The organism is Saccharothrix sp. 6-C (genome assembly GCF_016695385.1).
Classification (GTDB): domain Bacteria; phylum Actinomycetota; class Actinomycetes; order Mycobacteriales; family Pseudonocardiaceae; genus Actinosynnema; species Actinosynnema texasense.
Genome location: NZ_CP064192.1, coordinates 5,147,339 through 5,170,918, shown reverse-complemented (window position 1 = coordinate 5,170,918; position 23,580 = coordinate 5,147,339). Strand labels below are relative to the sequence as shown.

The following is a 23,580-nucleotide window of genomic DNA, read 5'->3' as shown; positions in this document are numbered from 1 at the left end:
GCCGGCCCGGAAAGGGGTACAGGTTGTGCATGGCGGCCCTCCGCACCGCCGACCAGACTCCTCTGGAGGGACCTACGACCGGAGGACGCGATGGGACACGAGGAGTTGCTGGCCCGGCACCGCGCGGTGATGCCCGACTGGATGGCCCTCTACTACGAGCACCCGATCGAGCTGGCGAGCGCGAGCGGACGCCGCGTCACCGACCGTGAAGGGCGCACCTACCTGGACTTCTTCGCCGGCATCCTGACCAACGCGGTCGGCTACGACGTCGCCGAGATCTCCGACGCGATCCGGTCCCAGCTCGCGACCGGCGTGCTGCACAGCTCCACGCTCTACCTGATCCGCTCGCAGGTCGAGCTGGCCGAGAAGATCGCCGAGCTGTCCGGCATCCCGGACGCCAAGGTGTTCTTCACCAACTCCGGCACCGAGGCCAATGAGACGGCGCTCATGCTGGCCACCCAGTTCCGCCGCAGCGACCAGGTCCTCGCGCTGCGCAACTCCTACCACGGCCGGGCGTTCGCCACGGTCGCGATCACCGGCAACCGGGGCTGGTCGGCGTCCTCGCTCAGCCCGGTGAAGGTCAGCTGGGTGCACGGCGGCTACCGGTACCGCAGCCCGTTCAAGGACCTCTCCGACGCCGACTACGTCAAGGCGTGCGTGGCCGACCTGCGCGAGGTGATCGAGACGACCACCGCGGGCGACGTGGCGTGCATGATCGCCGAGCCGATCCAGGGCGTCGGCGGGTTCTCCTCGCCGCCGGACGGGCTGTTCGGCGCGTTCAAGGAAGTGCTCGACGAGTACGGCATCCTGTTCGTCTCCGACGAGGTGCAAACCGGGTGGGGCCGCACCGGCGAGCACTTCTGGGGCATCCAGTCGCACGGCGTGACACCCGACGCGATGACGTTCGCCAAGGGCCTCGGCAACGGTCTCGCGATCGGCGGCGTGGTCGCGCGCGGCGACCTGATGGACTGCCTCACGGCCAACTCGCTGTCCACGTTCGGCGGCAACCCGATCGCCACCACCGGCGCGTTGGCGACGTTGGAGTACCTGCTCGACAACGACCTGCAGGCCAACGCCGCCAAGCTCGGCGAACGGCTGATCGACGGGCTGCGCGACATCGCGGCGGACCGGCCCGCGGTCGGCGACGTGCGCGGCAAGGGCCTGATGATCGGGCTGGAGATGGTGGGCCCGGACGGCGCGCCGGACCCGGCGAAGGCCGTCGCAGTGCTGGAAGGCACCCGCGAACGCGGGCTGCTGGTGGGCAAGGGCGGCCTGTACGGCAACGTCATCCGCCTCGCCCCGCCGATGACGTTGACCGAGGACGAGGTCGAGGAAGCGCTCGGCATCCTGGAGGACGTGCTGTGACCACCGCGAGGATCGGCCACTGGATCGGCGGCAAGCCGTGGCAGGGCGAGAGCGCGCGCTCCGGTGACGTTTACGACCCGGCTACCGGGCAGGTGGCGAGTCGGGTCGACTTCGCCGACGAGTCCACCGTGGACGAGGCGGTCGCGGCGGCGCGCGAGGCGTTCGGGTCGTGGCGCGACGCGTCGCTCGCGCAGCGGTCGAACGTGATGTTCGCGTTCCGCGAGCTGCTCAACTCCCGCAAGGGGGAACTGGCCGCGATCGTCACCGCCGAGCACGGCAAGGTGCTGTCCGACGCGGCGGGGGAGGTGCAGCGCGCGCTGGAGTCCGTCGAGTTCGCGTGCGGCATCCCGCACCTGCTCAAGGGCGGGTTCAGCGAGAACGCGTCCACGCGGGTCGACGTGTACTCCATCCAGCAGCCGCTGGGCGTGGTCGGCGTGATCTCGCCGTTCAACTTCCCAGCGATGGTGCCGCTGTGGTTCGTGCCGAACGCGATCGCGTGCGGCAACGCGGTGGTGCTCAAACCGTCGGAGAAGGACCCGTCGGCGGCGAACTTCATCGCGGAGCTGTTCGCCGAGGCCGGGTTGCCCGACGGCGTGCTGAACGTCGTGCACGGCGACAAGGTCGCGGTGGACCGGCTGCTGGAGCACCCGGACGTGAAAGCGGTGTCGTTCGTGGGGTCGACACCGATCGCGCGGTACGTCTACGAGACCGGGACGCGGCACGGCAAGCGCGTGCAGGCCCTGGGCGGCGCCAAGAACCACATGGTCGTGCTGCCGGACGCGGACCTCGACCTGGCGGCGGACGCGGCCGTGTCGGCCGGGTTCGGCTCGGCGGGCGAGCGGTGCATGGCGATCTCGGTCGTCGTCGCGGTGGACCCGGTCGGCGACGAGCTGGTGTCGAAGATCGTGGACCGCGTCCGGGCCCTGCACGTCGGCGACGGCCGGCGCCCGGGCTGCGAGATGGGGCCGTTGGTCACCGGCGCGCACCGCGACCACGTCGTGTCTTACGTCGACGGCGGTCAGGACGAGGGCGCGACGCTGGTGGTGGACGGCCGGTCGCACGAGATCGACGGCGCGGCGGAGGGGTTCTGGCTCGGACCGACGCTGTTCGACCACGTCGGCACGGACATGGCGATCTACCGGGACGAGATCTTCGGCCCCGTGCTGTCGGTGCTGCGGGTGGCGAAGTACGACGACGCGCTGGACGTGGTCAACGCCAACCCGTACGGCAACGGCACCGCGATCTTCACCAACGACGGCGGGGCGGCACGGCGGTTCCAGAACGAGGTCGAGGTCGGGATGGTGGGCGTGAACGTGCCGATCCCGGTGCCGGTGGCGTACTACTCGTTCGGCGGGTGGAAGGACTCGCTGTTCGGCGACTCGCACGCGTACGGGCCGGAGGGCGTGCACTTCTTCACCCGCACGAAGGTCGTCACCGGCCGCTGGCTCGACCCGTCGCACGGCGGCGTGAACCTGGGCTTCCCCCAGAACACCTGACCGACGCGTGTCCTACGTCCAGAACACGCGTGTCCTACGTTCCGAACGTGCGTGTCCTACGTTCCGGATGGTCGAGTTGAACGCTCAGGACGGCGAGAGTCCAACGTTCAGGGTGCGAGAGTCCAACGTTCGGAGGGCGTGAGTTCAGCGCTCGGTGGTTGGTGGTGGGGTTCGGCTCGATTTGACATGGGGCCCTTACGGGCGCTCCAGGCAGGCCAAAGCCGGGCAGGCCTGGCGGATAAAGCGCCCGCCAAGCCTGCCCGGCTTCGACCAGCCTAAGAACTCCTAACAGAATGATCTTGGGTATGCTGTGATCTTGTCGGATGTGGTGTTGGTCCGGTGGGAGGTTGGTGTGGCCCGGCGTCGGCCGTGGGAGGTCGAGGACGAGCTGTGGGAGTTGATCGAACCGCTGTTGCCGAAGGTCGAGCGGCGGTTCCGGTATCCCGGTCGTAGGCGGTTGGACGATCGCAAGGCGTTGTGCGGCATCCTGTTCGTGCTCTACACGGGCATCCAGTGGGAGTTCCTGCCCCAGGAGCTGGGCTACGGGTCGGGCATGACGTGTTGGCGGCGGTTGCGGGACTGGAACGCCGCAGGGGTGTGGTCCCGGCTGCACGAGCTGCTGTTGGCGAGGTTGCAGGCCGCGGGGGCGTTGGACTGGTCTCGGGCGGTGGTGGACTCCTCGTCGATCAGGGCGGTGAAGGGCGGCCCAAAACCGGGCCGAGCCCGGTCGACCGTGCCCGGGCGGGCTCCAAGCACCACGTGATCACCGACGGCGGCGGCGTGCCCTTGGCGGTGACGTTGACCGGCGCGAACCGTAACGACATCACCCAGTTGATGCCGCTGGTCCACGCCGTCCCGCCCGTGCGTGGACGGGTGGGACGACCGCGGCGTAGGCCCGGCCGGTTGTTCGCCGACCGGGCCTACGACCACGACAAGTACCGCCGCCAACTCCGCGCCCAGGGCATTCGGCCGGTCATCGCCCGCCGCGGGGTCGAACACGGCTCGGGTCTGGGCGTCCACCGCTGGGTGGTCGAACAGACCCTCGCGCTGCTGCACTGGTTCCGCCGCCTGCGCGTCCGCTGGGAGATCCGCGACGACATCCACGAGGCCTTCCTCAGCATCGCCTGCTCGATCATCTGCTGGCGACGCCTCCAACGCCACCACTCATTGCGTTAGGAGTTCTAAAGCACCCGAACCCATGTCAAATCGGGCCTTCGTGGGGGTGTGGCGGTGTGTGGTGGGCTCATTTCGTCTGGGTGGCGAGGGCTTGGGGGAGTGGGTCGTAGCGGCTGAAGTGGCGGGTGTAGGTGCCGGTGCCCGAGGTCAGGGAGCGCAGCTCGACGGCGTAGCGGAGGAGTTCGGTGGCGGGCACCTCGGCGCGGATCACCGTGTAGCCCGGGCTTTCCGCTTCCGTGCCCAGCACGCGGCCGCGGCGGCTCGACAGGTCGCCCAGCACGGTGCCCAGGTGGTCGTCGGGCAGTCGCACGGTCACTTCGTCGACGGGTTCGAGCAGGCACGTCCGGCCGTTGGCGGCGGCCTCCTTCAACGCCAGGGAGCCGGCGGTCTGGAAGGCGGCGTCCGACGAGTCGACGGAGTGCGCCTTGCCGTCCACCAGGGTGACGCGGATGTCGACGACCGGGTGGCCGCCGTGCAGGCCGCGTTCGAGCTGGGCCCGCACGCCCTTCTCGACGCTGGGGATGAACTGGTTCGGCACGGCGCCGCCGACGATCTTGTCCACGAACTCGAAGCCGGACCCGCGGGGCAGGGGGTCGACGACGATGTCGCACACGGCGTACTGGCCGTGGCCGCCGGACTGCTTCACGTGCCGGCCGTGGCCCTTGGCCGGTTCCGCGAACGTCTCCCGCAACGCCACGCGCACCGGCTCGGTGTCGACGTCCGCGCCGCCCGCGCGCAACCGCGCCAGCACGACGTCCGCGTGCGCCTCGCCCATGCACCACAGCACGAGCTGGTGCGTCTCGGCGTTGCGCTCCAGCCGCAGCGTCGGGTCGCCCGCGACCAGCTTGGCGAGGTTGCGGGCGAGGTTGTCCTCGTCGCTGCGGCTGCGCGGGACGACGGCCACCGGCAGCAGCGGTTCCGGCATCTCCCACGGGGCCATCAGCAGGGGCTTCTCCGGCGCGGACACCGTGTCGCCGGTTTCGGCGGAGCCCAGCTTCGTCAACGCGCACAGGTCGCCCGCCACGCAGTACGGCACCTCGCGCAGGTTCGCGCCCAGCGGCGAGTAGACGTGCGCGACCCGCTCGTCCACGTCGTGGTCCTCGTGACCGCGGTCGGCCATGCCGTGGCCCGAGACGTGCACCGGGCGTTCGGGGCGCAGCGTTCCGGAGAACACGCGCACCAGCGACACGCGGCCCACGTACGAGTCGACGGCCGTGCGCACGACCTCGGCCACGAGCGGGCCGTTCGGGTCGGCCGCCAGGCGCGGCTGGGGGATGCCGTCCACGCCGGTCACCTCGGGCAGCGGGTGTTCCAGGGGGGAGGGGAAGGCGCGGGCGATGCCGTCGAGCACCTCCGGCAGGCCGAGGCCGGTCACCGCGCACACCGGCATCACCGGGTGGAACGAGCCGCGGGCGACCGCCGTCTCCAGGTCCGCGACGAGCGTCGCCTGGTCGACCTCCTCGCCGCCGAGGTAGCGGTCCATCAGGGTCTCGTCCTCGCTCTCCGCGATGATCCCCTCGATGAGCGCGTTGCGCTCCTCCTCGAAGCGGGGGTCGTCGGTGGTGAGCAGGTTGACCAGCCCGTCGCCGTCGGGCAGGTACAGCGGCACGACGCCCGCGCCGAACGCCACCTGGCAGGCGGTGATCTCGGTGAGCACGTCGGCGCGCTGGTGGTCGGTGCGGGCGATGACGACGGCGCGCGGCATGCCGACCATCGCGCACTCCTCCCAGAGCGCCACCGTCGCCGGGTCGATGCCCTCGGCCGCGCTGACCACGAACAGCGCCGCGTCGGCCGCGCGCAGGCCCGCGCGCAGCTCACCGACGAAGTCCGCGTAACCGGGCGTGTCGATGAGGTTGATCTTGATGTCGCCGTGCCGGACCGGGGCGACCGCGAGACCGACGGACCGCTGCTGGCGCACGGCGGCGGGGTCGTGGTCGCACACCGTGTTGCCCTCGGTGACCGATCCCGGTCGGGTCAGCACGCCGGTGCTGGCGAGCAGGGCCTCGGCGAGCGTCGTCTTGCCGGAGCCGGACGGGCCGACCAGCACGACGTTGCGGACCTTGGCCGGGTCGTCCACAGCGACCGCGCCTGCCGAGTGGCCGTTGTCGGAGTGTTTGCTGCCCATAGGGACCACCCTCCACAAGTCTTTAGTGTCCGATCTCACACCCGTGCGGCGTGGGGGACAACCCCAAGTGGCCACACCCAACCCGGCAGGAGGAATCCGGACGGAGGCCGTCACCACGCGTGCCGCACGTCGTCGGGCTGCCGGTGGACGCTCCGCGGTCGGGAAGGGTGGCGTACGCCACTACCTGCGAAGGAAGCGGAAGTGGCCTGCCGAGAACGTGCTCGATTGGCATGCTTCGGCGGTCCACGTCGGCCTTACCATGGGTGGTGTTCGCCCCCTACTTCGAGAAAGGCTGGTCGTGACCACTTCACCCGACGCCGGCACCCAGGTCACCGGCACTTCCCGCGTCAAGCGGGGCATGGCGGAGATGCTCAAGGGCGGCGTGATCATGGACGTGGTCAACGCCGAGCAGGCCAAGATCGCGGAGGACGCGGGCGCCGTGGCCGTCATGGCGCTGGAGCGGGTGCCCGCCGACATCCGCGCGCAGGGCGGCGTGTCCCGGATGAGCGACCCGGACATGATCGACGGCATCATCGCCGCGGTGTCGATCCCGGTGATGGCCAAGGCCCGCATCGGCCACTTCGTCGAGGCGCAGGTGCTGCAGTCCCTCGGCGTGGACTACGTCGACGAGTCCGAGGTGCTGACCCCGGCCGACTACGCCAACCACATCGACAAGTGGCAGTTCACCGTGCCGTTCGTGTGCGGTGCGACGAACCTGGGCGAGGCGCTGCGCCGCATCACCGAGGGCGCGGCGATGATCCGCTCCAAGGGCGAGGCCGGCACCGGCGACGTCTCCAACGCCACCACGCACATGCGCAAGATCCGCGCGGAGATCCTGCGGCTGCAGAACCTGCCCGCCGACGAGCTGTACGTCGCGGCGAAGGAGCTCCAGGCGCCGTACGAGCTGGTCCGCGAGGTCGCCGAGGCGGGCAAGCTGCCGGTCGTGCTGTTCACCGCGGGCGGCATCGCCACCCCGGCCGACGCGGCGATGATGATGCAGCTCGGCGCGGAGGGCGTGTTCGTCGGTTCGGGCATCTTCAAGTCCGGCAACCCGGCGCAGCGCGCGGAGGCGATCGTGAAGGCGACCACCTTCCACGACGACCCGGACGTGATCGCGAAGGTGTCGCGCGGCCTCGGCGAGGCCATGGTCGGCATCAACGTGGACGAGATCCCCGAGCCCCACCGCCTGGCCGAGCGCGGCTGGTAGAACGCTGACGTGACACGGCCCGCCGGACGTCCGGCGGGCCGTTCGTCGTGTCAGGAGGCCGGGTGGACCTCGAGGTCGACCTTGTGGCCGTTCGGCCCGCCTCGACGTCGAGCACGGCCGGTGCGGCGGCGGTCGAGTCCGCCAGCCGTCGCAGGAGCGCCCGGTCGGGCGCCTTGTCCGCCACGACCTCGATGGGCGCCGAGCAGTCCGCCACGACGTCGAAGGCCGTCACCGGTCCTCCTCGCGGATGGTCTCGCGCTCGCTCATGTCCATGACCCATCGACCGGTCGGCTGGATCGCTCGAACGTGCGTGCTAGACGTGCTCCGAGACCAGCAGGGCGGTCGTGCTGGGTTCGAGTGCTTGGGCGGTGTGCGGGATGTCGCCGGGGTAGAGGAGGTAGTCGCCGGGGCCCAGTTCGACCGGCTCCTCCCGCGGTCCGGCGAGCAGGCGGCCGGTGCTCACGATCACGTGTTCCACGGTGCCCGGCATGTGCGGTTCGGACTCGCGGGCCGCGCCCGGTTCCAGGTGGAGCAGGTAGATGTCGCGCCGGGCTCCCGGCGGGCAGGACGCCAGCAGGGTCGCGGTGTAGTGGGCGCGTTCCGAGTAGATCGCCGGGCCTTCGCCGGCGCGGATCACCCGGACGCGCGGTGTCGGCGGGTCGACCAGGCGCGAGAACGGCACGCCGAGCGCGACGCCGAGCGCCCACAGGGTTTCCACGCTGGGATTCCCGCTCGCCGACTCCAGCTGGGACAGCGTGGACTTCGCGATCCCGGCCCGCTTGGCCAGCTCGCTCAACGACAGCCCGACGCGTTCACGCTCACGGCGCAGCGAGGCGGCGATGACGTCGAGCGGCGCCCCTGTGTTCGGCATGACAGTCCAATCGTTCGGCTTGACGAACGCCTTGTCACTGTTCATCGTAGAAGACGATGCGTTCGACATGGCGAACCCTTGATGCCGGGCTGCTGCGTGACGTCGCCGCGGTGGCCGCCGGCGCCGCGGTCAGCGGCGCCTCGTTCGGCGCGATCTCCACCGGCGCCGGCCTGCCCTGGTGGCTGCCGGTGGTGATGTCGGTGCTGGTCTTCGCGGGCGGCTCGCAGTTCATGGCGGTCGGGGTGGTCGCCGCGGGCGGCAGCCCGGCCGCGGCGGTGCTGGCCGGGCTCCTGCTCAACGTCCGCCACCTGCCGTTCGGCCTGGCGGTCGGCGACGTGCTGGGCAAGGGTCTGCTGCCGCGGCTCGTCGGCAGCCACCTGCTGATCGACGAGACGACGGCGTTCGCGCTGGCCCAGAGCGACCCGCGCAAGGCCAAGGCCGCCTACTGGTCGTGCGGCGTCGCGCTGTTCATCTCCTGGAACGTCGCCGTGGTCGCGGGCGCGCTGATCGGCCGCAACATCGGCGACCCGGCCGCGTTCGGGCTGGACGCGGCGTTCCCGGCGGCCCTGCTCGCGCTGCTGCTGCCCGCCCTCAAGGACCGGGCCACCCGGCACGCCGCCCTGCTCGGCGCGGCCGTCGCCCTGGTCACCACGCCGTTCCTGCCCGCCGGCGTCCCGGTGCTGTTCGCGCTGGGCGGCCTGCTGGTCACCGCACGACAGGAGGTGGAGCCGTGACGCTGACCGCGGTCCTGGTGCTCGCCGCGGGCACCTACGCGTTCCGCCTGGCCGGTCCGCTGCTGCGCGACCGGGTCGCGCTGTCGGCGCGGGTCGAGCTGCTGATGTCCACCTCGGCGACCGTGCTGCTGTTCGCCCTGGTCGCGACGGCCTCGTTGACCAAGGGGCAGGGGTTCGCGGGCTTCGCCCTGCCGATCGGCGTCCTCGTCGCCGGTGTCGCGGCGTGGCGCAAGGCGCCGTTCGTCGTGGTGGTCGTGCTGGCCGCGGTGACGACGGCCGGCCTGCGGTTCGTCGGCGTGTCCTAGAGGGTCGGCGTGCCCTAGAGGTAGGCGCTCAACCGGCCGGCGAGCCGGTGGCGGTCCTGGGTCGTGCCGAAGTCCGGCTCGGCGCCACCCGTGCGGCCCGCCAGCACGTCGTCCACGAACTGCGCCACCTCGTCCGGCGGCGGCACGAGCGGCAGGCCGAGGTGCGCGACGATGACCGGCTTCTCGGTGGGGTCGGTCTCCACCGCGATCGACCAGCCGCGCCGCTCGTTCCACAGCAGCATCAGGTCGGGTCCCGGACCCTCCAGGCCCAGGTAGGCGGTGGCGGTGTCGCTGACCTCGAACTCGGTGCCCTCGGGTGGCACGCCGATCTCCTCGGCCACCGCTCGCACGTACCGGGCCAGTCCGAGGCTGATCAGCGCACTGTCGTCCATACCTCTCATTCTGGACCTTTCCGCGCGCCCGCGGCCGCTCACGCGGCGATCGGGGCAGTGAGCCACGTCTCCGGGATGCCGAACGCGTCGACCAGGTCGCGGGCGCGCGGGCGCAGCCGGGCGCACAGTTCGTTCACCGCCTGCGACACCGCCTTGGCCCGCTGCGGCGTGAGCCGGCCGTGCTCCAGGAACCACGCCCGGTCCGCCTCGATCGTGCTCAACGCGTACAGGTCGCACACCTGGTCCAGCAGCGCCGCGGCCTCCGGGTCCTCGCACCGGTCCACCGCCGCCACGAACGCCTCCAGCACCACCCGGTCCACGTGGGCCCGCGCGGCGTGCAGCACGTGGTCCTGCGCGGCGTTGAACACGTCGAACGCGTCCTCCTTCGACGCCCGCCGCAACCGCCTGGCCAGCCCCTCCAGCACGTGCTTCTCGCGGTCCTCGAACTGCCGCACCTGCCAACCCCGGTCCAGCAGCGCGTCCGAGCTGCCCGACACCAGCCGGTCGATGATCGCCCGCGCCGCGGTCCGCTCGATGACCACGTTCACCGCCTGGTCGGCCACGAACCGCGCCATGCCCCACGGGTCCAGGTCGCCCACGTGGTCGCGGTAGCTGGTCAGCAGCCCTTTCGCGACCAGTTGCAGCAGCACCGTGTTGTCGCCCTCGAACGTGGTGAACACGTCGGTGTCCGCCTTCAGCCCGGCGATCAGGTTCTCCGACAGGTACCCGGCGCCGCCGCACGCCTCCCGGCACGTCTGGATCGTCCGCGTGGCGTGCCAGGTGGCCACCGCCTTCAACCCCGCCGCCCGCGACTCCAGCTCACGCTGCTGCCGGTCGTCGCCCACGTCGTGCAGCGCCGACACCATCTCCTCCTGCGCGAAGTGCAGCGCGTAGGTCGTCGCCAACGCCGGCAGCAGCCGCCGCTGGTGCGCCAGGTAGTCGAGCACCACGACTTCCTCGCCCGTGTCGGGCCGGGTGAACTGCCGACGCGCCTCGCCGTACCGGACGGCCAGCGCCAGCGCCTTCTTGGTGGCACTGCCCGCGCCGCCGGCCACGCTGATCCGCCCGCGGACCAACGTGCCCAGCATGGTGAAGAACCGCCGGCCCTCGCCCTCGATCGGGCTGGAGTACGTGCCGTCCGGCGCGACGTCCCCGTACCGGTTGAGCAGGTTCGCCCGGGGCACGCGCACCCGCTCGAACCACAACCGCCCGTTGTCGACGCCGTTCAGCCCGGCCTTCGGCCCGCAGTCCTCGATCCGCACGCCCGGCATCGGCGCGCCGCTCCCGTCCCGGATCGGCACGAGCACCGCGTGCACGCCGTGCGTCACCCCACCGGTCACCAACTGCGCGAACACCACGGCCATCCGCCCGTCACGCGCCGCGTTGCCGATGTAGTCCTTGCGCGCCGACGGGTCCGGCGTGTCGACGACGAACTCCTCGGTGTCCGGGTCGTAGGTGGCCGTGGTGCGCAGGTGCTGCACGTCCGACCCGTGCCCGGTCTCGGTCATCGCGAAGCAGCCGGGCAACTCCAGGCTCATGATCGCCCGCAGGTACCGCTCGTGGTGCCCGGCCGTCCCCAACGCCTGCACCGCGCCGCCGAACAGCCCCCACTGCACGCCCGCCTTGACCATCAACGACAGGTCGCCGAACCCCAGGACCTCGAACGCCACCACCGAGCCGCCGACGTCGTCCTGCCCGCCGTGCTCGGCCGGGAACCCGATCAGCGGGTGACCGCCCTCGGCCAAGGCGTGCAGCTGCTCCGCCACCCAGGCCCGGTACTCCTCGCGCTCCAGCTCGCCGGCCGGCTTGAGCCCGCCGAGCAACTCCACCGAGCCGCGCCGCACCGCGCCCCACCGCCCGTCCAGCGACTCGCGCAGCGCCTCGACTCCACCCGCCGTGATCCCCATGCCCCTTTGCTAACACAAGTTCACCCGATCGGCCCGCCGGCGGCGTCGCCTCCGCCTTCGACCGGCCGCCCGCCCCGGCCTCACCGATCACCGCCCGCGGGCGGCACGGTGTGCTTGCGGACGTGCTGGAACAGCAGGTTCGTCTGCACCTCGCTGACCTCCCGGCGGGTGGTGAAGCGGTCGAGCACCAGTCGTTGCAGGTGTGCCGTGTCCGACACCGCGACGTGCACCAGGAAGTCCTCCGGCCCCGCCACGTGCGACAGCGCCAGCACCTCCGGCAACGTCAGCACGTAGTCCATGAACGGCTCCACGATCGCCCTCGTGTGCGGCCGGACCCGCACCGCGATGATCGCCTGCACCGGTCGTCCCACGGCGGCCAGGTCGACCTCCGCGTGGTAGCCGGTGATCACGCCGCGCTCGCGCAGCGAGCGGTGCCGGACCACGCACGTCGACGCGGCCACGTTGACCCGGTCCGCCAGGTCCTTGTTGGGCAGCCGAGCGTCCTTCTGGAGCTCCTGCACGATCGCCGCGTCCACCGAATCCAGCACCGCAAATCCCTCCCGTCGCCGAACGATCTGCGGAAGTCTGCCCTGTTCACCGACGAGAAGTCCAAGATTCGGACATGACCCGGTTGCGAACGATGGCGGTGCACGGTGGGCGCGACGATCTCGCCGACCTGGGCGTGCACGCCCTGCCGATCGACCTGTCCACCACCTACCCGATCCCCGACCAGGCCGAGGGCGGCCACGCGCTGCAGCACCTCGCCGAGGGCGCGGCGCACGCCGCCTCGCCGGTCTACTCCCGGCTGCACAACCCGACCGTGGCCCGGTTCGAGCAGGCACTGGCCGCGCTGGAGGGCACGTCGGCCACCGTGGCGTTCGGCAGCGGCATGGCCGCGGTGACCGCCGTGGTGCAGGCCGCGTGCGTGCTGACCGGCAAGCCGCACGTGGTCGCCGTGCGCCCCATCTACGGCGGCACCGACCACCTGCTGTCCTCCGGCCTGCTCGGCGTGCGCACCACGTACGCGTCGGTCGACCAGGTCGGCGACGCGATCACCCCGCAGACCGGACTGGTGGTCGTCGAGACACCGGCCAACCCCAACCTGGACCTGCTGGACATCGCCGCCGTTGTCGCCCGCGCGGGTGACGTCCCGGTGATGGTGGACAACACGTTCGCCACGCCCGTGCTGCAGAACCCGGCCGCCCACGGCGCCACCTACGTGCTGCACTCGGGCACCAAGTACCTCGGCGGGCACGGCGACGTGCTCGGCGGCGTGGTGGCGTGCGCCGAGGAGCACGCCGGGCCGTTGCGCCAGGTCCGGATCATCACCGGCGCGGTGCTGCACCCGCTGGGCGGCTACCTCATGCACCGCGGCCTGGCCACGCTGCCGCTCCGCGTCGAGGCCGCCCAGCGCGGCGCGACCGAGCTGGCCGCGCGCCTCGCGGCCCACCCGGGCACCGGGCTGGTCCGCCACCCGAGCCTGCCCGGCGCCGACCCGGCCGGGCTGATCGGCAGGCAGCTGCGCGGTCCGGGCGCGATGCTCGCGTTCACCACCCGCGAGGACCCGACCGCGGTCGTGCGCAGGCTCGAGCTGATCACGCCCGCGGTGAGCCTCGGTTCGGTCGACACGCTCATCGAGCACCCCGCCGCGCTCACCCACCGGTTGGTGCCCGACACCGCCCGAGAGGCGTCCGGGGTGCCCGCCGGCCTCCTGCGCCTGAGCGTCGGCCTGGAAGACGTCGAGGACCTCTGGGCCGATCTCGACCGCGCCCTGTCCGGGCGCGGGCGTGGACGGGACCAGGCCCTTTCCGGACATTGTGAACAGGATTACATCAAGTCTTCCTCAAGCGATTTCCGGGAGCCGGTCGTGAACCACTAACGTTTTACCGTCATGGTTCGACACCAGCGCGCGTAGTCGGCCGCCGTCGAGTGCCCCAATCGGGCTGTTCGGCGGCCGGACCTGCTACAACAGGCCACCGCGCGCTTCGGTCCGAAGCCATGCCGGGAAGTCGGAGAACACGCCGGATGCCGGTTCGCCCGTTGCGTCGACGGGCCGCGATGTGGTTTTCCGATCGGTCGGACGCCATTCCCGCCCGCCGCGCACCCGCGGCCGGCCGGAACCGTCGGCCGGTTCGCGTCCCGGCTTCCCCCGGTGCTCGCCGGACCATTCCCTCCCGGTGCGGGCGAGCCGCCAGAGCCCGTCGTTCGACGGCCCACCAAGCCGTCGAACGGGTCGCGGTGCGCGACTGGCGCGTCGCGGGATGACCGAACGGCCGGGCGGGTGCCACGAGCACCCGTCCGGCCCGGTCACCTAGGCTGGTGGCAGTTCCACCTAGGAGGAAATCCAGCCGTGTCCGTCGTCGGTGTCCTCGCCCTCCAGGGCGACGTCCGTGAGCACCTCGTCGCGTTGGCCGAGGCCGACGTGCTCGCCCGCCCGATCCGCCGGCCCGAGGAGCTGGCCGAGGTCGACGGCGTGGTGCTGCCCGGCGGCGAGTCGACGACCATCAGCCGGCTGCTCGCCACGTTCGACCTGCTCGAACCGCTGCGCGCCCGGATCAAGGAGGGCATGCCCGCCTACGGCTCGTGCGCCGGGATGATCCTGCTGGCCGACCGCGTCCTGGACGGGCGGCCCGACCAGCACCAGCTCGGCGGGCTCGACATCGTGGTGCGGCGCAACGCGTTCGGCAGGCAGGTCGATTCCTTCGAGGCCGAACTCGACTTCACCGACGTGGGCGAGGTGCACGCCGTGTTCATCCGCGCCCCGTGGGTGGAATCGGCGGGGTCCGAAGTGGAAGTGCTCGCCCGGGTGCCCGAAACGGAAGACGCCGGAGAGGCCGCCGGTAGGATCGTCGCGGTTCGGCAGGGGCACGTGCTCGCCACCTCGTTCCACCCGGAACTGACCGGCGACGGGCGGGTGCACCGCCTTTTCGTGGACATGGTCCGTGCCGCGGGCTGAGTATTCGACGGAGGAAAGATGAGCGGCCACTCAAAGTGGGCGACCACCAAGCACAAGAAGGCCGCAATCGACGCCAAGCGCGGCAAGCTCTTCGCGCGGCTGATCAAGAACATCGAGGTGGCGGCCCGCACCGGCGGTAGCGACCCCGACGGCAACCCGACCCTGTACGACGCCATCCAGAAGGCGCGGAAGAACTCCGTGCCCCTGGACAACATCGAGCGCGCCCGCAAGCGCGGCGGTGGCGAGGAAGCGGGCGGCGCGGACTGGCAGACCATCATGTACGAGGGCTACGGCCCCAACGGCGTGGCGGTGCTGGTCGAGTGCCTGACCGACAACCGCAACCGGGCCGCGTCCGAGGTCCGCACCGCGATGACCCGCAACGGCGGCTCGATGGCCGACCCGGGCTCGGTGGCCTACATGTTCACCCGCAAGGGCGTGGTCATCGTGCCGAAGGGCGACCTGTCCGAGGACGACGTGCTGATGGCGGTGCTCGACGCGGGCGCGGAGGAGGTCAACGACCTCGGCGAGAGCTACGAGGTCGTGTCCGAGGCCGGTGACATGGTCGCGGTGCGCAAGTCCCTGCAGGAAGCCGGGTACGACTACGAGTCGGCGGAGGCGAACTTCCTGCCCTCGGTGACCGTGCAGCTGGAGGCCGAGGGCGCGCGGAAGATCTTCAAGCTGATCGACGCGCTCGAGGACTGCGACGACGTGCAGAACGTGTTCGCGAACTTCGACGTCTCCGACGAGGTGATGGCCGAGGTCGACTGACCCCGGCGGCCCGTCCCGTCAGCCCCGCGCCGGCAGTGCCGACGCGGGGCTGAGGTCCGTCCGGGGCCGCCGTCCGGGGCACGTCGGGGCCGCGCTTATGCGGGGTTGACGCGGGCAACGGGCACAATGGCCGGGTGTCGAACCCCTCCGCCCCCTCCGTCCAGGACATCAACCTGCGCAACTGGCTGTTGACGCAGGCCGAGCAGCACGGCCACGCCGTCGTCACCGTGCCGGAGGACGCCGAAGGCGCCGGCTACTCGTTCTCCGTCGGCGCGTGGCGGCGGTTCGGCGTCGCCGAGGCCGTGGTGCTGGGCCTGCCGCCGGAGCACGCGCAGGTGCTCATCCGGGCCTACGTCGACCGCGCCAGGCGTGGCGAGCGGTTCGTGCCCGGTCGGCTCTACCACGACTTCCTCGACGGCGTGCCGGTCACGTTCGAGCGCGTCTTCAAGGGCTTCTACCCGGAGTTCTTCGGCAGCGCGTTCCTGCTCTACGGCAAGGGCGACTTCGCCGCGCTCCAGATCATCCTGCCGACCGCGGACGGCAAGTTCCCGTGGCACCACGACGCGCCGATGGGTTTCGGCGACTGGCAGCTGCTGCTGACCGAGAGCGGCCGGCCGGAGAGCTGGGAGCCGGGCGTCAGCGGCCCCTGACCCCGCCGGTCCCACCACGACCGTTCGACACCGCCCGGGCCCCGCCGCACCACGCGGCGGGGCCCGACGCCGTTGTCCGGGAAGTGTTGTCAAGGCGGCGACCCCCGACCGCTGACAACGCGCGAGGGCTATCACTGTCCTGTGCGTCGGAACGTCGGGGGCTGCGCACGCCGCGAGGGGGAGGTGCGCCCCGTCCGGCGCGGTCGGGGAGCCGCGCGGGGCGGGGCGTGCGCTACCGGGCTTGGTGACGGGGGCCCCGCCCGTGCCAAGGAATGGGCCGTGGGGAAGAGCTTCCGATGGGCTCTTCCCCGCGGTGGACCACCGCTGCGCGAACCGCCGCCCGAGTGGCGGGAACCGCGGTCAGGGGGTCCGGCCGAGCAGGGCGACGAGCCTGGTCTGCGGGTCCGCGTCGTCCGGCGCCGGCACCGGCGGGTCGAACAGCCCGCTCGCCGCCCACGCCTCCGCGTCCGGCTCGATGTGCTCCAGCACCGTCTCGGCGAGGTCCGGGTCGATCCGCTCGTCCACGCCGATCGCGCGGGCCAGGTCCCAGGAGTGCACGGCCAGGTCGGACGTCATCTGCCAGCCGTACTCGACCGCCGTCGCCCTGCCGTAGCTCAGGTGCACCGGCTTGAGCAGCGCTTTCGGCGCGATCCACGCCTCACGCGCGGCAGCCGCCGCCAACACCCACGAGTGCAGCGGGTCGCTGCCGAGCTGGTCGCCCTCGAAGCGGTCGCCCACCTGCTCGACCGTGCAGCCGGCCAGCAGCTCCGGCGCCCACAGCTGCTCGTGCACCAAGTGGTTGACCAGATCGTGCACAGACCACTCCTTGCACGGGGTACCCCAGTCCCACTGCTCGGGGCGCACCCGGCGCACCCGCGAGTCGAACTCCGTCATCGCGCGTCCGTGAGCCTCGATCAGATCCACCCCACGAGTGCACCAAACGTTGAACCGGAGCGCACCCTGAGGCTGTGCAGTGGGCCACTCGGTCGTATCACGGTTTCATCGCGTACCCCCGTACGGCGTAACGTGACCCGGTACGCCGACGGTGACATCGTTGACACAGGAGGAACCAGTGAGCGCCACGAGCGCCGTCTCCACCCCGCAGCGGGGCTTCTTCGGTCACCCCCGAGGACTGTCGACGCTGTTCTTCACCGAGCTGTGGGAGCGCTTCTCCTACTACGGGATGAAGGCGATCCTCGCCTACTACCTGTACCGGTCCACCGCCGAGGGCGCGCTCGGGCTCGACAAGAGCTTCGCGCTGTCGCTGGTCGCCATCTACGGCGCGTCGGTCTACATGTCGGGCGTCGCGGGCGGCTGGCTGGCCGACCGGGTGCTCGGCGGGCAGCGGGCCGTGTTCTACGGCGGCGTGCTGATCATGCTCGGGCACGTCGCGCTCGCGCTGCCGATCGGCGTGGCGGGCGTCTACACCGGCCTGATCCTGATCGTGCTCGGCACCGGCCTGCTCAAGCCGAACATCTCCACGGTGGTCGGCGGCCTGTACGAGCAGCAGGACCCGCGCCGCGACTCCGGTTTCACGATCTTCTACATGGGCATCAACCTCGGCGGCTTCCTCGCGCCGCTGGTGTGCGGGTACCTCGGCGAGACCTACGACTGGCACCTCGGCTTCGGCGCGGCGGCGGTCGGCATGGCGCTGGGCCTGGTCGTCTACCGGCTCGGCCGGCGCGGCCTCGGCGACTCGGCCGCCGCGCCGCCGTTCCCGCTGCCCGCCGAGGAGCGCGTCCGGGTGATCGGTCGGATCGTGGCCGTGGCGCTCGGCGCGGTGGCCGTGGTGGCGCTGCTGGTGGTGCTCGGGGTGCTGGGCGCCGAGGGCGTGATCAACCTGATCAGCCTGCTGTCGGTGCTGCTGCCGATCGGCTACTTCACCGTGATGATCCGCAGCCGGCGCACCACGCCGGTGGAGCGGTCGCGGGTGATCGCCTACATCCCGCTGTTCATCGCGGCGGCGATGTTCTGGCTGCTGTTCGAGCAGAGCGCGACGGTGATCGCCGCGTTCGCCGACACCCGGGTCGACAACTCGTTCCTCGGCCTGCGGTTCCCGCCGTCGTTCATCCAGTCGATCAACCCGGTGATGATCATCGCGGTGGCGCCGCTGTTCGCGCTGCTGTGGGTGAAGCTGGGCAAGCGCCAGCCCGCGACGCCGCGCAAGTTCGGCTACGCGCTGCTGCTGGTCGGCTTGTCGTTCCTGCTGATGATGGTCGCCAGCCAGGGTGATCCGGCGGTGCGGGTGAGCTTCCTGTGGCTGGTGCTGATGTACCTGGTCATGACGTGCGGTGAGCTGATGCTCTCGCCCGTGGGCCTGTCGGTGACGACGAAGCTCGCGCCGCGCGCGTTCGCCTCGCAGACCATGGGCCTGTGGTTCCTGGCCACGGCGGCCGGTTCGGGCGTGGGCGCGATCGTGGTCCGGTCCTACAGCGACGAGAACGCCGTGGCGTACTTCGGCGTGCTGGGCGCGGTGGCGATCGGCCTCGGCGTCGCGCTGGTCGTCGCGACGAAGTCCATCCACCGGTTGATGCGCGGCGTCGACTGACCCGACCCCGTCCGGCGAGGGGTGCGGCGCACACCCCTCGCCGGACGGTCACCCCGCCTCCGTCCGGCCGGTGGCGGCTACTGGAACGCCGCGGCGTGGCGCGCGGCCCAGCCGGCGAAGGAACCGGCCGGGCGGCCGAGGACCCGTTCGACGTCCGGGCGCGCCCGCTGCTCGTCGGCGGTCGGCGTGCCGAGGACGTCGAGGGTGGCGTCCGCGACCCGCTCGGGCATGAACCGCAGCATCTGCGCCCGTGCCTGCTCGCGGGTCTGCTCGACGAACCGGACCGGCTCGCCCAGCGCGTCCCCGATCGCGGCGACCTGCTGCCGGGGCGTGACGGCCGCCGGTCCGGTCAGCACGTACGTGCCGCCGCCGTGGCCCGCCTCCCGCAACACCACGGCGGCGACGGCGGCGATGTCCTCCGGGTCGACGACGGGCAGCGCCACGTCGGCGAACGGAGCGGCGGCCTCCCGCCGCTCGCGGATCGTCGCGGCCCAGGCGAAGGCGTTCGAGGCGAACGCGCCGGGCCGCAGCACGGTCCACTCCAGCCCCGACCGGGTCACGGCGTCCTCCAGGTCGGGGGAGTGGCGCAGCGTCTGCACGCCCTGCGAGGACAGCAGCACGACCCGCCGCACGCCACCGGCCCGCGCGCGGTCGAGCACGTCCGCCACCACGGTCCCGTCGCCACCGGCCGCCATCCAGTCGCCCGACGTCAGCAGGAACAGCGAGTCGGCGCCGTCGAACGCGGGCGCCAGGCTCGCCGGCTCCACCAGGTCCGCCCGCACGGGCCGCACGCCCTCGGGCAGGTCCCGCGCCGAGATCCCGCGGGACACGGCGGTCACCCGCTCGCCCGCCCCGGCCAGCGCCCGCACCAGCGTCCCGCCGACGTTCCCGGTCGCACCGGTCACCACGATCATGTCCACTCCCCGTCGCTCGCGAACTGCGTACTCGGGGGAAGCTAGTGTCCTGGGTATAGTAGGTACCTAGAGGATAGTAATGGCGGAGAGGGCTTGTTGTGACCAGTGGCACACGCGCGGCGGCGGTCGCACCGGAGCAGGCCTGTCCGATCGCGCCGGTGGTGGACCTCGTGTTCAGCCGCTGGACGACGCCGATCCTGTGGGCGCTCAACGAGTTCGGGCGGCAGCGGTTCGTGGAGCTGTCGCGCCGCATCGCCACGATCACGCCCAAGGTGCTCACGCAGCGGCTGCGGCAACTGGAGCGCGACGGGCTCGTGGTCCGCACGTACCACGCCGAGGTGCCGCCGCGCGTGGAGTACGAGATCAGCGAACTCGGGCGCAGCCTCGCGCCGCTGTTCGCACATCTGGCCGAGTGGTCGGCGGTGAACCTGGAGAAGGTCGAGCTGGCCCGGCAGGAGCACGACGCGAAGGACCGCGACGGCGGCCGGAGAAATCCGCACTAGTGCGGAAAGGACGCAACGACCCGCCGCGGCGGCGGTGCGGCGGGTCGACGCGCGAGTACCAGCATGCACCACATTCCTGAGCCTTAGCTGATGGTTTGCCCGATCGAGTGGTGTTTTTTCGCGCCCGTGGTGACCGGAAGCCTTGCCGCACCCCTGATGACGCGCGACGGCCGGCGGCGCACCGGGCCCGCTGCCCGCAGGTCCGGGAACCGGCGGAACAGGCCGCGCAGGGCCGCCGCACCCTCCATCCGGGCCAGTCCCGCGCCGAGGCAGTAGTGGATGCCGGACGAGAACGCCAGGTGCTCCCGCACGTCCGCGCGGCCGGGGTCGAACCGGTGCGGATCGGCGAACACCGCCGGGTCCCGGTTGGCCGCCGCCAGCATCAGCATGATCGGCGTCCCCTTCGGCAGCCGCGTGCCCGCGACCTCGGTGGCCCGGAACGGCACCCGCACCGTGTACTGCACCGGTGGGTCGTGGCGCAGCGTCTCCTCCACGACGGCGTCGGCGTGACCGGGGTCGGCGAGCAGCCGCGCGCGGACCTCCGGGTGCCCCAGCACCTCCAGCACCGAGTTGCCGATCAGGTTGACCGTGGTCTCGAAACCGGCCACCAGCAGCAGTTCCGTCGTGGCGATGAGGTCTTCGCGGGTGAGGTCGTCGTGCGCGACCAGCGCGGACACGACGTCGTCGCCGCCGGGGCGCCGCCGCCGGTGCGCGATCAGGTCGTCCAGGAACGCCTCGAACTCCCGCAACGCCTCTTGCAACGCCCGCATCTCGCGCAGGCCGCGCACGCCGTCGAGCGCGTTGACCAGCGCGCTGCCCCACCGGGCGAACGTCGCGTGGTCCGCGCCGGGCACGCCAAGCAGGTCGGCGATCACCTGGATCGGCACCCTGGCCGCGAAGTCGCCGACGAGGTCGAACGTGCGCCGGTCCGCCACCTCGTCCAGGTACTCGTCGACCACCCGTTCCACGGTGGCCGCCTGCGCGCGCAGCCCGCGCGGCGTGAACCAGGGCGCGACCAGCCGGCGCAGCCGCGTGTGGTCGGGCGGGTTGCGCACCAGGAAGGACTCCTCGACCGGGTTCACCAGCCGCCGCCCGTCGAGCTCGACCGACGAGTCCACCGGCGACAGCGCGCCGGCGGACAGCGGCCCGAAACCGGGGTCGCGCAGCAACTGCGAGCACAGCTCGTGCGAAGCGGTGAGGTAGAGCCCCATCCTCGTCTTCACCAGCACGCCCTGCCGGCGCACCGACTCGTACACCGGGTAGGGGTCGCTGGTCGGGTTCTCCCCGAGCAGCCGGGCGGCGGGATCGCCGAGGAGGGCTTGCGCCCGGACGACGGTGCGTCCCAGGAACAGCAGCGTCGCGTTCTTCACCGTGGACGGCATGCCCCCACGGTGGCCTGAACGCGAGAGAGGTTCAAGCCCGGGACCGGGCGGAAAAGCGGTCGCCGCGGCGAAGCCGGCCGAACTACGCTCCCGCGCGATGAGCACCGTCCTCTGGCTCCTCGGCCCTTCCGGCGTCGGCAAGTCGACCGTCGGCTGGCTGGTCTACCGGTCCCTCGACCGCGCCTCCTACGTGGACGCCGACCAGCTCGGGCTCTGCTACCCGTCGACCGCCGACGACCCCGCGAACCACCGGGTCAAGTCGGCCGCGCTCGGCGCGCTGTGGCCGGAGTTCAGGGGTTCCCCGCTGGTCGTCTCCGGTTTCCTCGACGATCCCGCGGAGGCCCGCCGGTACACCGACCGCCTGCCCGGCGCGGACCTCACGCTGTGCCGGTTGCGGGTGAGCCGCGCCGAGCTGCGCGCCCGGTTCCTCGGCCGGGGGTGGCTCACCGGAGCGGTCGAAGGGGTCCTCGACCGCGCCGAGGTGCTGGAGGCGGCGCCCGGGCTCGCCGACTTCACCGTGGACACCGACGGCCGCGCGCCCTCCTCCGTCGCGGCGGAGGTCCGGAAGAGGTGGACCGCGTGACCGTCCTGTGGATCGCCGGGCCGCGCGCGGTCGGCAAGTCGACGGTGGGCTGGGAGGTGTTCAGCAGGCTCTTCGCGACGACGAAGACCGGGTACCTCGACCTGGCCCAGCTCACCTTCGCCACGCCGCCGCCGGACCTGGCGGGCAAGGCGCGGCGGCTCGACGCGGTCCGGCGGGTCCACCGGGCCGAGGGCGCGCGGCACCTGGTCGTCACCGGAGAGCACCACGCGGACCTCCTGCCGGAGGCGGAGCTGTGCTGGCTGCACGCGGGCCACGACGAACTCGTGGCCCGCCTGCTCCTGCGCGGCCGGGGCGGGGGACCGCCGATCCCCGGCGACGAACTGCGCGGCCTCCCGGAGGACGACCTGCGCCGCCTGGCCGCCCCCATCCCGGCGCCGCCCGCCGCGGCCGTCGTGGTCGACACCGACGGCCGGGAGGTCGAGGCGGTCGTCACCGAGGTCCTGGACCGGTTCTTCCCCGACCTCAGCGCCTGACGACCAGCGACGCCAGCCGCCACGTGCCGCCGTCCGGCGTCCGCTGCGGGGTCTGCGCCAACTCCAGGTCCGGGAACCGGTGCAGCACGGCCGAGAGCGCCGCCTGCGTCTGCACGCGGGCGAACGCGGCCCCGAGGCAGAAGTGCGCCCCGTGCGAGTAGCCGAGGTGGCCGGCCGACGGCACGCGGGTGACGTCCAGCTCGTCCGGCGAGGAGTAGACCCTGGGGTCGCGGTTGGCCGACACGATCGCCGTCATCACCGGTTGGCCCTCGCCGATCACCACGTCACCGAAGCTCACCTCCTCCCGGGTGAACCTGGGCACGGTGAGGAGCTGGGGGCCGACCCACCGGGTCAGCTCCTCCACCGCGCGCGGCATGAGAGCCGGGTCCGCCCGCAGCGCGGCGAGCTGGTCGGGGTGGGCGAGCAGCGCTTCCAGGGCGTTGACGATGAGGTTGCTCGGCGTCTGCCCGGCGATCACCAGCTGCCAGACCAGGGTGACCAGCTCCGCGTCGGTGAAGCGGTCGCCGTCCTCGTCCCGGACCCGGAGCAGCTGGGAGATCAGGTCGTCGCCCGGTGACGTCCGGCGCAGCTCGACGGCCTCCAGCGCGCCCTCGACGATCCCCGGGATCGCGGCGGTGAAACCGGGTCCGTAGCCGCTCACCACGGCGGCGCCGTACTCGCGCCACCGGGGCCTGCTCTCCTCGGGGATGCCGACCAGCTCGCAGATCACGTCCATGGGCAGCGGCCGGGCGAAGTGCTCCATGAGGTCCACGGTCTCGCCGTCCGGCAGGGCGTCGAGCAGCGCGGCCACGATCGCCTCGATCCGCGGCCGGAAGCCCTCCGCCCGGCGCGCGGTGAACGCGGGCGCGGCCAGCTTGCGCAGCCGGAGGTGCTCGGGGCCGTTCATCTCGGACATCGTGCGCAAGTAGGGCTTGCAGTGCTCGGGGATGCCCGGCAGGCCCATGAAGCTGTTGGGGCTCAGCTCGAAGCGCGGGTCCGCCAGCATCGCCTTGGCGTCCTCGTGCCGGGTGAGGACCCACATGTCGCCCATGCCGGGCAGCGGCATCCGCGCCACCGGGCAGCGCTCGCGGGCCTCGCCGTAGGCGGTGAACGGGTCGAGCAGCACCTCGGGCTTGGCGGGGTCGATCTCGGGCACGGTCAACTCTGGCCTCCGGATGTTCACATCAGATGTTCTCATCATCTG

Annotated in this window: 23 protein-coding genes; 14 read left to right on the top strand and 9 right to left on the bottom strand. The window is 71.9% G+C overall.

Annotated elements, in window-relative coordinates; all coding sequences use genetic code 11:
* Positions 1 to 90: 90 nt before the first annotated feature.
* The 3 genes from IOD16_RS21580 to IOD16_RS21570 all read left to right on the top strand — a co-directional run bounded on the left by IOD16_RS21580 (position 91) and on the right by IOD16_RS21570 (position 4,037).
* Positions 91 to 1,365, top strand: coding sequence for an aspartate aminotransferase family protein (locus IOD16_RS21580; RefSeq protein ID WP_201435880.1), 1,275 nt, complete (start codon positions 91 to 93; stop codon positions 1,363 to 1,365).
* Entirely contained in the window at positions 1,362 to 2,861 is a 1,500-nt protein-coding gene (locus IOD16_RS21575) for a CoA-acylating methylmalonate-semialdehyde dehydrogenase (protein ID WP_201435879.1), read from the top strand. The genes IOD16_RS21580 and IOD16_RS21575 overlap by 4 nt, the downstream gene beginning before the upstream one ends.
* A gap of 352 nt (positions 2,862 to 3,213) precedes the next feature.
* A protein-coding gene (locus tag IOD16_RS21570; protein WP_201441386.1) for an IS5 family transposase occupies positions 3,214 to 4,037 on the top strand; the annotation gives its coding sequence in 2 pieces (ribosomal slippage) (positions 3,214 to 3,568 and positions 3,568 to 4,037; 825 coding nt in all).
* A gap of 67 nt (positions 4,038 to 4,104) precedes the next feature.
* Here the strand turns inward: IOD16_RS21570 and IOD16_RS21565 are convergent.
* The gene (locus tag IOD16_RS21565) at positions 4,105 to 6,162 is read right to left on the bottom strand and encodes an elongation factor G-like protein EF-G2 (protein WP_201435878.1); all 2,058 of its coding nucleotides are present in this window, start codon (positions 6,160 to 6,162) and stop codon (positions 4,105 to 4,107) included.
* Positions 6,163 to 6,421: 259 nt separating this feature from the next.
* Here IOD16_RS21565 and pdxS point away from each other — a divergent pair, with 259 nt between their 5' ends.
* Entirely contained in the window at positions 6,422 to 7,369 is a 948-nt protein-coding gene (gene pdxS / locus IOD16_RS21560) for a pyridoxal 5'-phosphate synthase lyase subunit PdxS (RefSeq protein ID WP_442978053.1), read from the top strand.
* A gap of 313 nt (positions 7,370 to 7,682) precedes the next feature.
* On the opposite strand, the gene IOD16_RS21555 is transcribed toward pdxS, so the two are convergent.
* The gene (locus tag IOD16_RS21555; protein WP_201435876.1) at positions 7,683 to 8,240 is read right to left on the bottom strand and encodes a helix-turn-helix domain-containing protein; all 558 of its coding nucleotides are present in this window, start codon (positions 8,238 to 8,240) and stop codon (positions 7,683 to 7,685) included.
* Between the two features lie 56 nt (positions 8,241 to 8,296).
* Here IOD16_RS21555 and IOD16_RS21550 point away from each other — a divergent pair, with 56 nt between their 5' ends.
* Both IOD16_RS21550 and IOD16_RS21545 read left to right on the top strand, forming a co-directional pair.
* Complete coding sequence (locus tag IOD16_RS21550; RefSeq protein ID WP_201435875.1) at positions 8,297 to 8,974, top strand: AzlC family ABC transporter permease; 678 nt, start codon at positions 8,297 to 8,299, stop codon at positions 8,972 to 8,974.
* Positions 8,971 to 9,279, top strand: a complete 309-nt coding sequence (locus IOD16_RS21545) for an AzlD domain-containing protein (RefSeq protein ID WP_201435874.1) — start codon at positions 8,971 to 8,973, stop codon at positions 9,277 to 9,279. The genes IOD16_RS21550 and IOD16_RS21545 overlap by 4 nt, the downstream gene beginning before the upstream one ends.
* A gap of 14 nt (positions 9,280 to 9,293) precedes the next feature.
* Here IOD16_RS21545 and IOD16_RS21540 read toward each other — a convergent pair whose 3' ends face one another.
* The 3 genes from IOD16_RS21540 to IOD16_RS21530 form a co-directional block, all read right to left on the bottom strand.
* Entirely contained in the window at positions 9,294 to 9,671 is a 378-nt protein-coding gene (locus tag IOD16_RS21540) for a DUF6292 family protein (protein WP_123747281.1), read from the bottom strand.
* Positions 9,672 to 9,709: 38 nt separating this feature from the next.
* On the bottom strand, positions 9,710 to 11,578 hold the full coding sequence (locus IOD16_RS21535) for an acyl-CoA dehydrogenase family protein (RefSeq protein WP_201435873.1): 1,869 nt from the start codon (positions 11,576 to 11,578) through the stop codon (positions 9,710 to 9,712).
* A gap of 80 nt (positions 11,579 to 11,658) precedes the next feature.
* The gene (locus tag IOD16_RS21530) at positions 11,659 to 12,126 is read right to left on the bottom strand and encodes an Lrp/AsnC family transcriptional regulator (RefSeq protein WP_123747283.1); all 468 of its coding nucleotides are present in this window, start codon (positions 12,124 to 12,126) and stop codon (positions 11,659 to 11,661) included.
* A 74-nt stretch (positions 12,127 to 12,200) separates the two neighbouring features.
* Here IOD16_RS21530 and IOD16_RS21525 point away from each other — a divergent pair, with 74 nt between their 5' ends.
* The 4 genes from IOD16_RS21525 (at position 12,201) to IOD16_RS21510 (ending at position 15,952) form a co-directional block, all read left to right on the top strand.
* The gene (locus IOD16_RS21525) at positions 12,201 to 13,457 is read left to right on the top strand and encodes a trans-sulfuration enzyme family protein (protein WP_201435872.1); all 1,257 of its coding nucleotides are present in this window, start codon (positions 12,201 to 12,203) and stop codon (positions 13,455 to 13,457) included.
* A 471-nt stretch (positions 13,458 to 13,928) separates the two neighbouring features.
* Positions 13,929 to 14,534, top strand: a complete 606-nt coding sequence (pdxT, locus tag IOD16_RS21520; RefSeq protein ID WP_123747285.1) for a pyridoxal 5'-phosphate synthase glutaminase subunit PdxT — start codon at positions 13,929 to 13,931, stop codon at positions 14,532 to 14,534.
* Positions 14,535 to 14,552: 18 nt separating this feature from the next.
* Positions 14,553 to 15,302 carry a YebC/PmpR family DNA-binding transcriptional regulator gene (locus IOD16_RS21515; protein ID WP_123747286.1) on the top strand — a complete coding sequence of 250 codons (750 nt, stop codon included), beginning with the start codon at positions 14,553 to 14,555 and terminating at the stop codon, positions 15,300 to 15,302.
* A gap of 134 nt (positions 15,303 to 15,436) precedes the next feature.
* Positions 15,437 to 15,952, top strand: a complete 516-nt coding sequence (locus IOD16_RS21510) for a DUF4262 domain-containing protein (protein ID WP_123747287.1) — start codon at positions 15,437 to 15,439, stop codon at positions 15,950 to 15,952.
* A gap of 360 nt (positions 15,953 to 16,312) precedes the next feature.
* On the opposite strand, the gene IOD16_RS21505 is transcribed toward IOD16_RS21510, so the two are convergent.
* Positions 16,313 to 16,846 carry a TIGR03086 family metal-binding protein gene (locus IOD16_RS21505; RefSeq protein WP_123747288.1) on the bottom strand — a complete coding sequence of 178 codons (534 nt, stop codon included), beginning with the start codon at positions 16,844 to 16,846 and terminating at the stop codon, positions 16,313 to 16,315.
* A 178-nt stretch (positions 16,847 to 17,024) separates the two neighbouring features.
* Between IOD16_RS21505 and IOD16_RS21500 the strand changes: the two genes are divergently transcribed.
* Positions 17,025 to 18,500: a peptide MFS transporter gene (locus IOD16_RS21500; RefSeq protein WP_201435871.1), complete on the top strand. Its 1,476-nt coding sequence runs from the start codon at positions 17,025 to 17,027 to the stop codon at positions 18,498 to 18,500.
* Positions 18,501 to 18,577: 77 nt separating this feature from the next.
* Here IOD16_RS21500 and IOD16_RS21495 read toward each other — a convergent pair whose 3' ends face one another.
* On the bottom strand, positions 18,578 to 19,414 hold the full coding sequence (locus IOD16_RS21495; protein WP_201435870.1) for an NAD(P)H-binding protein: 837 nt from the start codon (positions 19,412 to 19,414) through the stop codon (positions 18,578 to 18,580).
* 98 nt (positions 19,415 to 19,512) lie between these two features.
* Between IOD16_RS21495 and IOD16_RS21490 the strand changes: the two genes are divergently transcribed.
* On the top strand, positions 19,513 to 19,917 hold the full coding sequence (locus IOD16_RS21490; RefSeq protein ID WP_201435869.1) for a winged helix-turn-helix transcriptional regulator: 405 nt from the start codon (positions 19,513 to 19,515) through the stop codon (positions 19,915 to 19,917).
* Positions 19,918 to 20,000: 83 nt separating this feature from the next.
* Here IOD16_RS21490 and IOD16_RS21485 read toward each other — a convergent pair whose 3' ends face one another.
* Complete coding sequence (locus IOD16_RS21485) at positions 20,001 to 21,299, bottom strand: cytochrome P450 (protein WP_201435868.1); 1,299 nt, start codon at positions 21,297 to 21,299, stop codon at positions 20,001 to 20,003.
* Positions 21,300 to 21,396: 97 nt separating this feature from the next.
* Between IOD16_RS21485 and IOD16_RS21480 the strand changes: the two genes are divergently transcribed.
* Together IOD16_RS21480 and IOD16_RS21475 are read left to right on the top strand one after the other, a co-directional pair.
* Positions 21,397 to 21,882, top strand: a complete 486-nt coding sequence (locus IOD16_RS21480) for a hypothetical protein (protein WP_201435867.1) — start codon at positions 21,397 to 21,399, stop codon at positions 21,880 to 21,882.
* A complete protein-coding gene (locus tag IOD16_RS21475) occupies positions 21,879 to 22,376 on the top strand; it encodes a hypothetical protein (RefSeq protein ID WP_201435866.1) in 498 nt (165 codons plus the stop codon). Before IOD16_RS21480 ends, IOD16_RS21475 begins: the two co-directional genes overlap by 4 nt.
* On the opposite strand, the gene IOD16_RS21470 is transcribed toward IOD16_RS21475, so the two are convergent.
* Entirely contained in the window at positions 22,366 to 23,574 is a 1,209-nt protein-coding gene (locus IOD16_RS21470; RefSeq protein WP_201435865.1) for a cytochrome P450 family protein, read from the bottom strand. The genes IOD16_RS21475 and IOD16_RS21470 overlap by 11 nt on opposite strands.
* Between the last annotated feature and the right edge of the window lie 6 nt (positions 23,575 to 23,580).

Excerpts from the sequence above, each read along its gene's own strand:
- IOD16_RS21580 (WP_201435880.1), top strand. The coding sequence starts at position 91 with ATGGGACACGAGGAGTTGCTGGCCCGGCACCGCGCGGTGATGCCCGAC.
- IOD16_RS21565 (WP_201435878.1), bottom strand. The coding sequence starts at position 6,162 with ATGGGCAGCAAACACTCCGACAACGGCCACTCGGCAGGCGCGGTCGCT.
- pdxS (WP_442978053.1), top strand. The coding sequence starts at position 6,422 with ATGGGTGGTGTTCGCCCCCTACTTCGAGAAAGGCTGGTCGTGACCACT.
- IOD16_RS21555 (WP_201435876.1), bottom strand. The coding sequence starts at position 8,240 with ATGCCGAACACAGGGGCGCCGCTCGACGTCATCGCCGCCTCGCTGCGC.
- IOD16_RS21550 (WP_201435875.1), top strand. The coding sequence starts at position 8,297 with ATGCGTTCGACATGGCGAACCCTTGATGCCGGGCTGCTGCGTGACGTC.
- IOD16_RS21540 (WP_123747281.1), bottom strand. The coding sequence starts at position 9,671 with ATGGACGACAGTGCGCTGATCAGCCTCGGACTGGCCCGGTACGTGCGA.
- IOD16_RS21535 (WP_201435873.1), bottom strand. The coding sequence starts at position 11,578 with ATGGGGATCACGGCGGGTGGAGTCGAGGCGCTGCGCGAGTCGCTGGAC.
- IOD16_RS21525 (WP_201435872.1), top strand. The coding sequence starts at position 12,201 with ATGACCCGGTTGCGAACGATGGCGGTGCACGGTGGGCGCGACGATCTC.
- IOD16_RS21515 (WP_123747286.1), top strand. The coding sequence starts at position 14,553 with ATGAGCGGCCACTCAAAGTGGGCGACCACCAAGCACAAGAAGGCCGCA.
- IOD16_RS21505 (WP_123747288.1), bottom strand. The coding sequence starts at position 16,846 with ATGACGGAGTTCGACTCGCGGGTGCGCCGGGTGCGCCCCGAGCAGTGG.
- IOD16_RS21495 (WP_201435870.1), bottom strand. The coding sequence starts at position 19,414 with ATGATCGTGGTGACCGGTGCGACCGGGAACGTCGGCGGGACGCTGGTG.
- IOD16_RS21485 (WP_201435868.1), bottom strand. The coding sequence starts at position 21,299 with ATGCCGTCCACGGTGAAGAACGCGACGCTGCTGTTCCTGGGACGCACC.
- IOD16_RS21480 (WP_201435867.1), top strand. The coding sequence starts at position 21,397 with ATGAGCACCGTCCTCTGGCTCCTCGGCCCTTCCGGCGTCGGCAAGTCG.
- IOD16_RS21470 (WP_201435865.1), bottom strand. The coding sequence starts at position 23,574 with ATGAGAACATCTGATGTGAACATCCGGAGGCCAGAGTTGACCGTGCCC.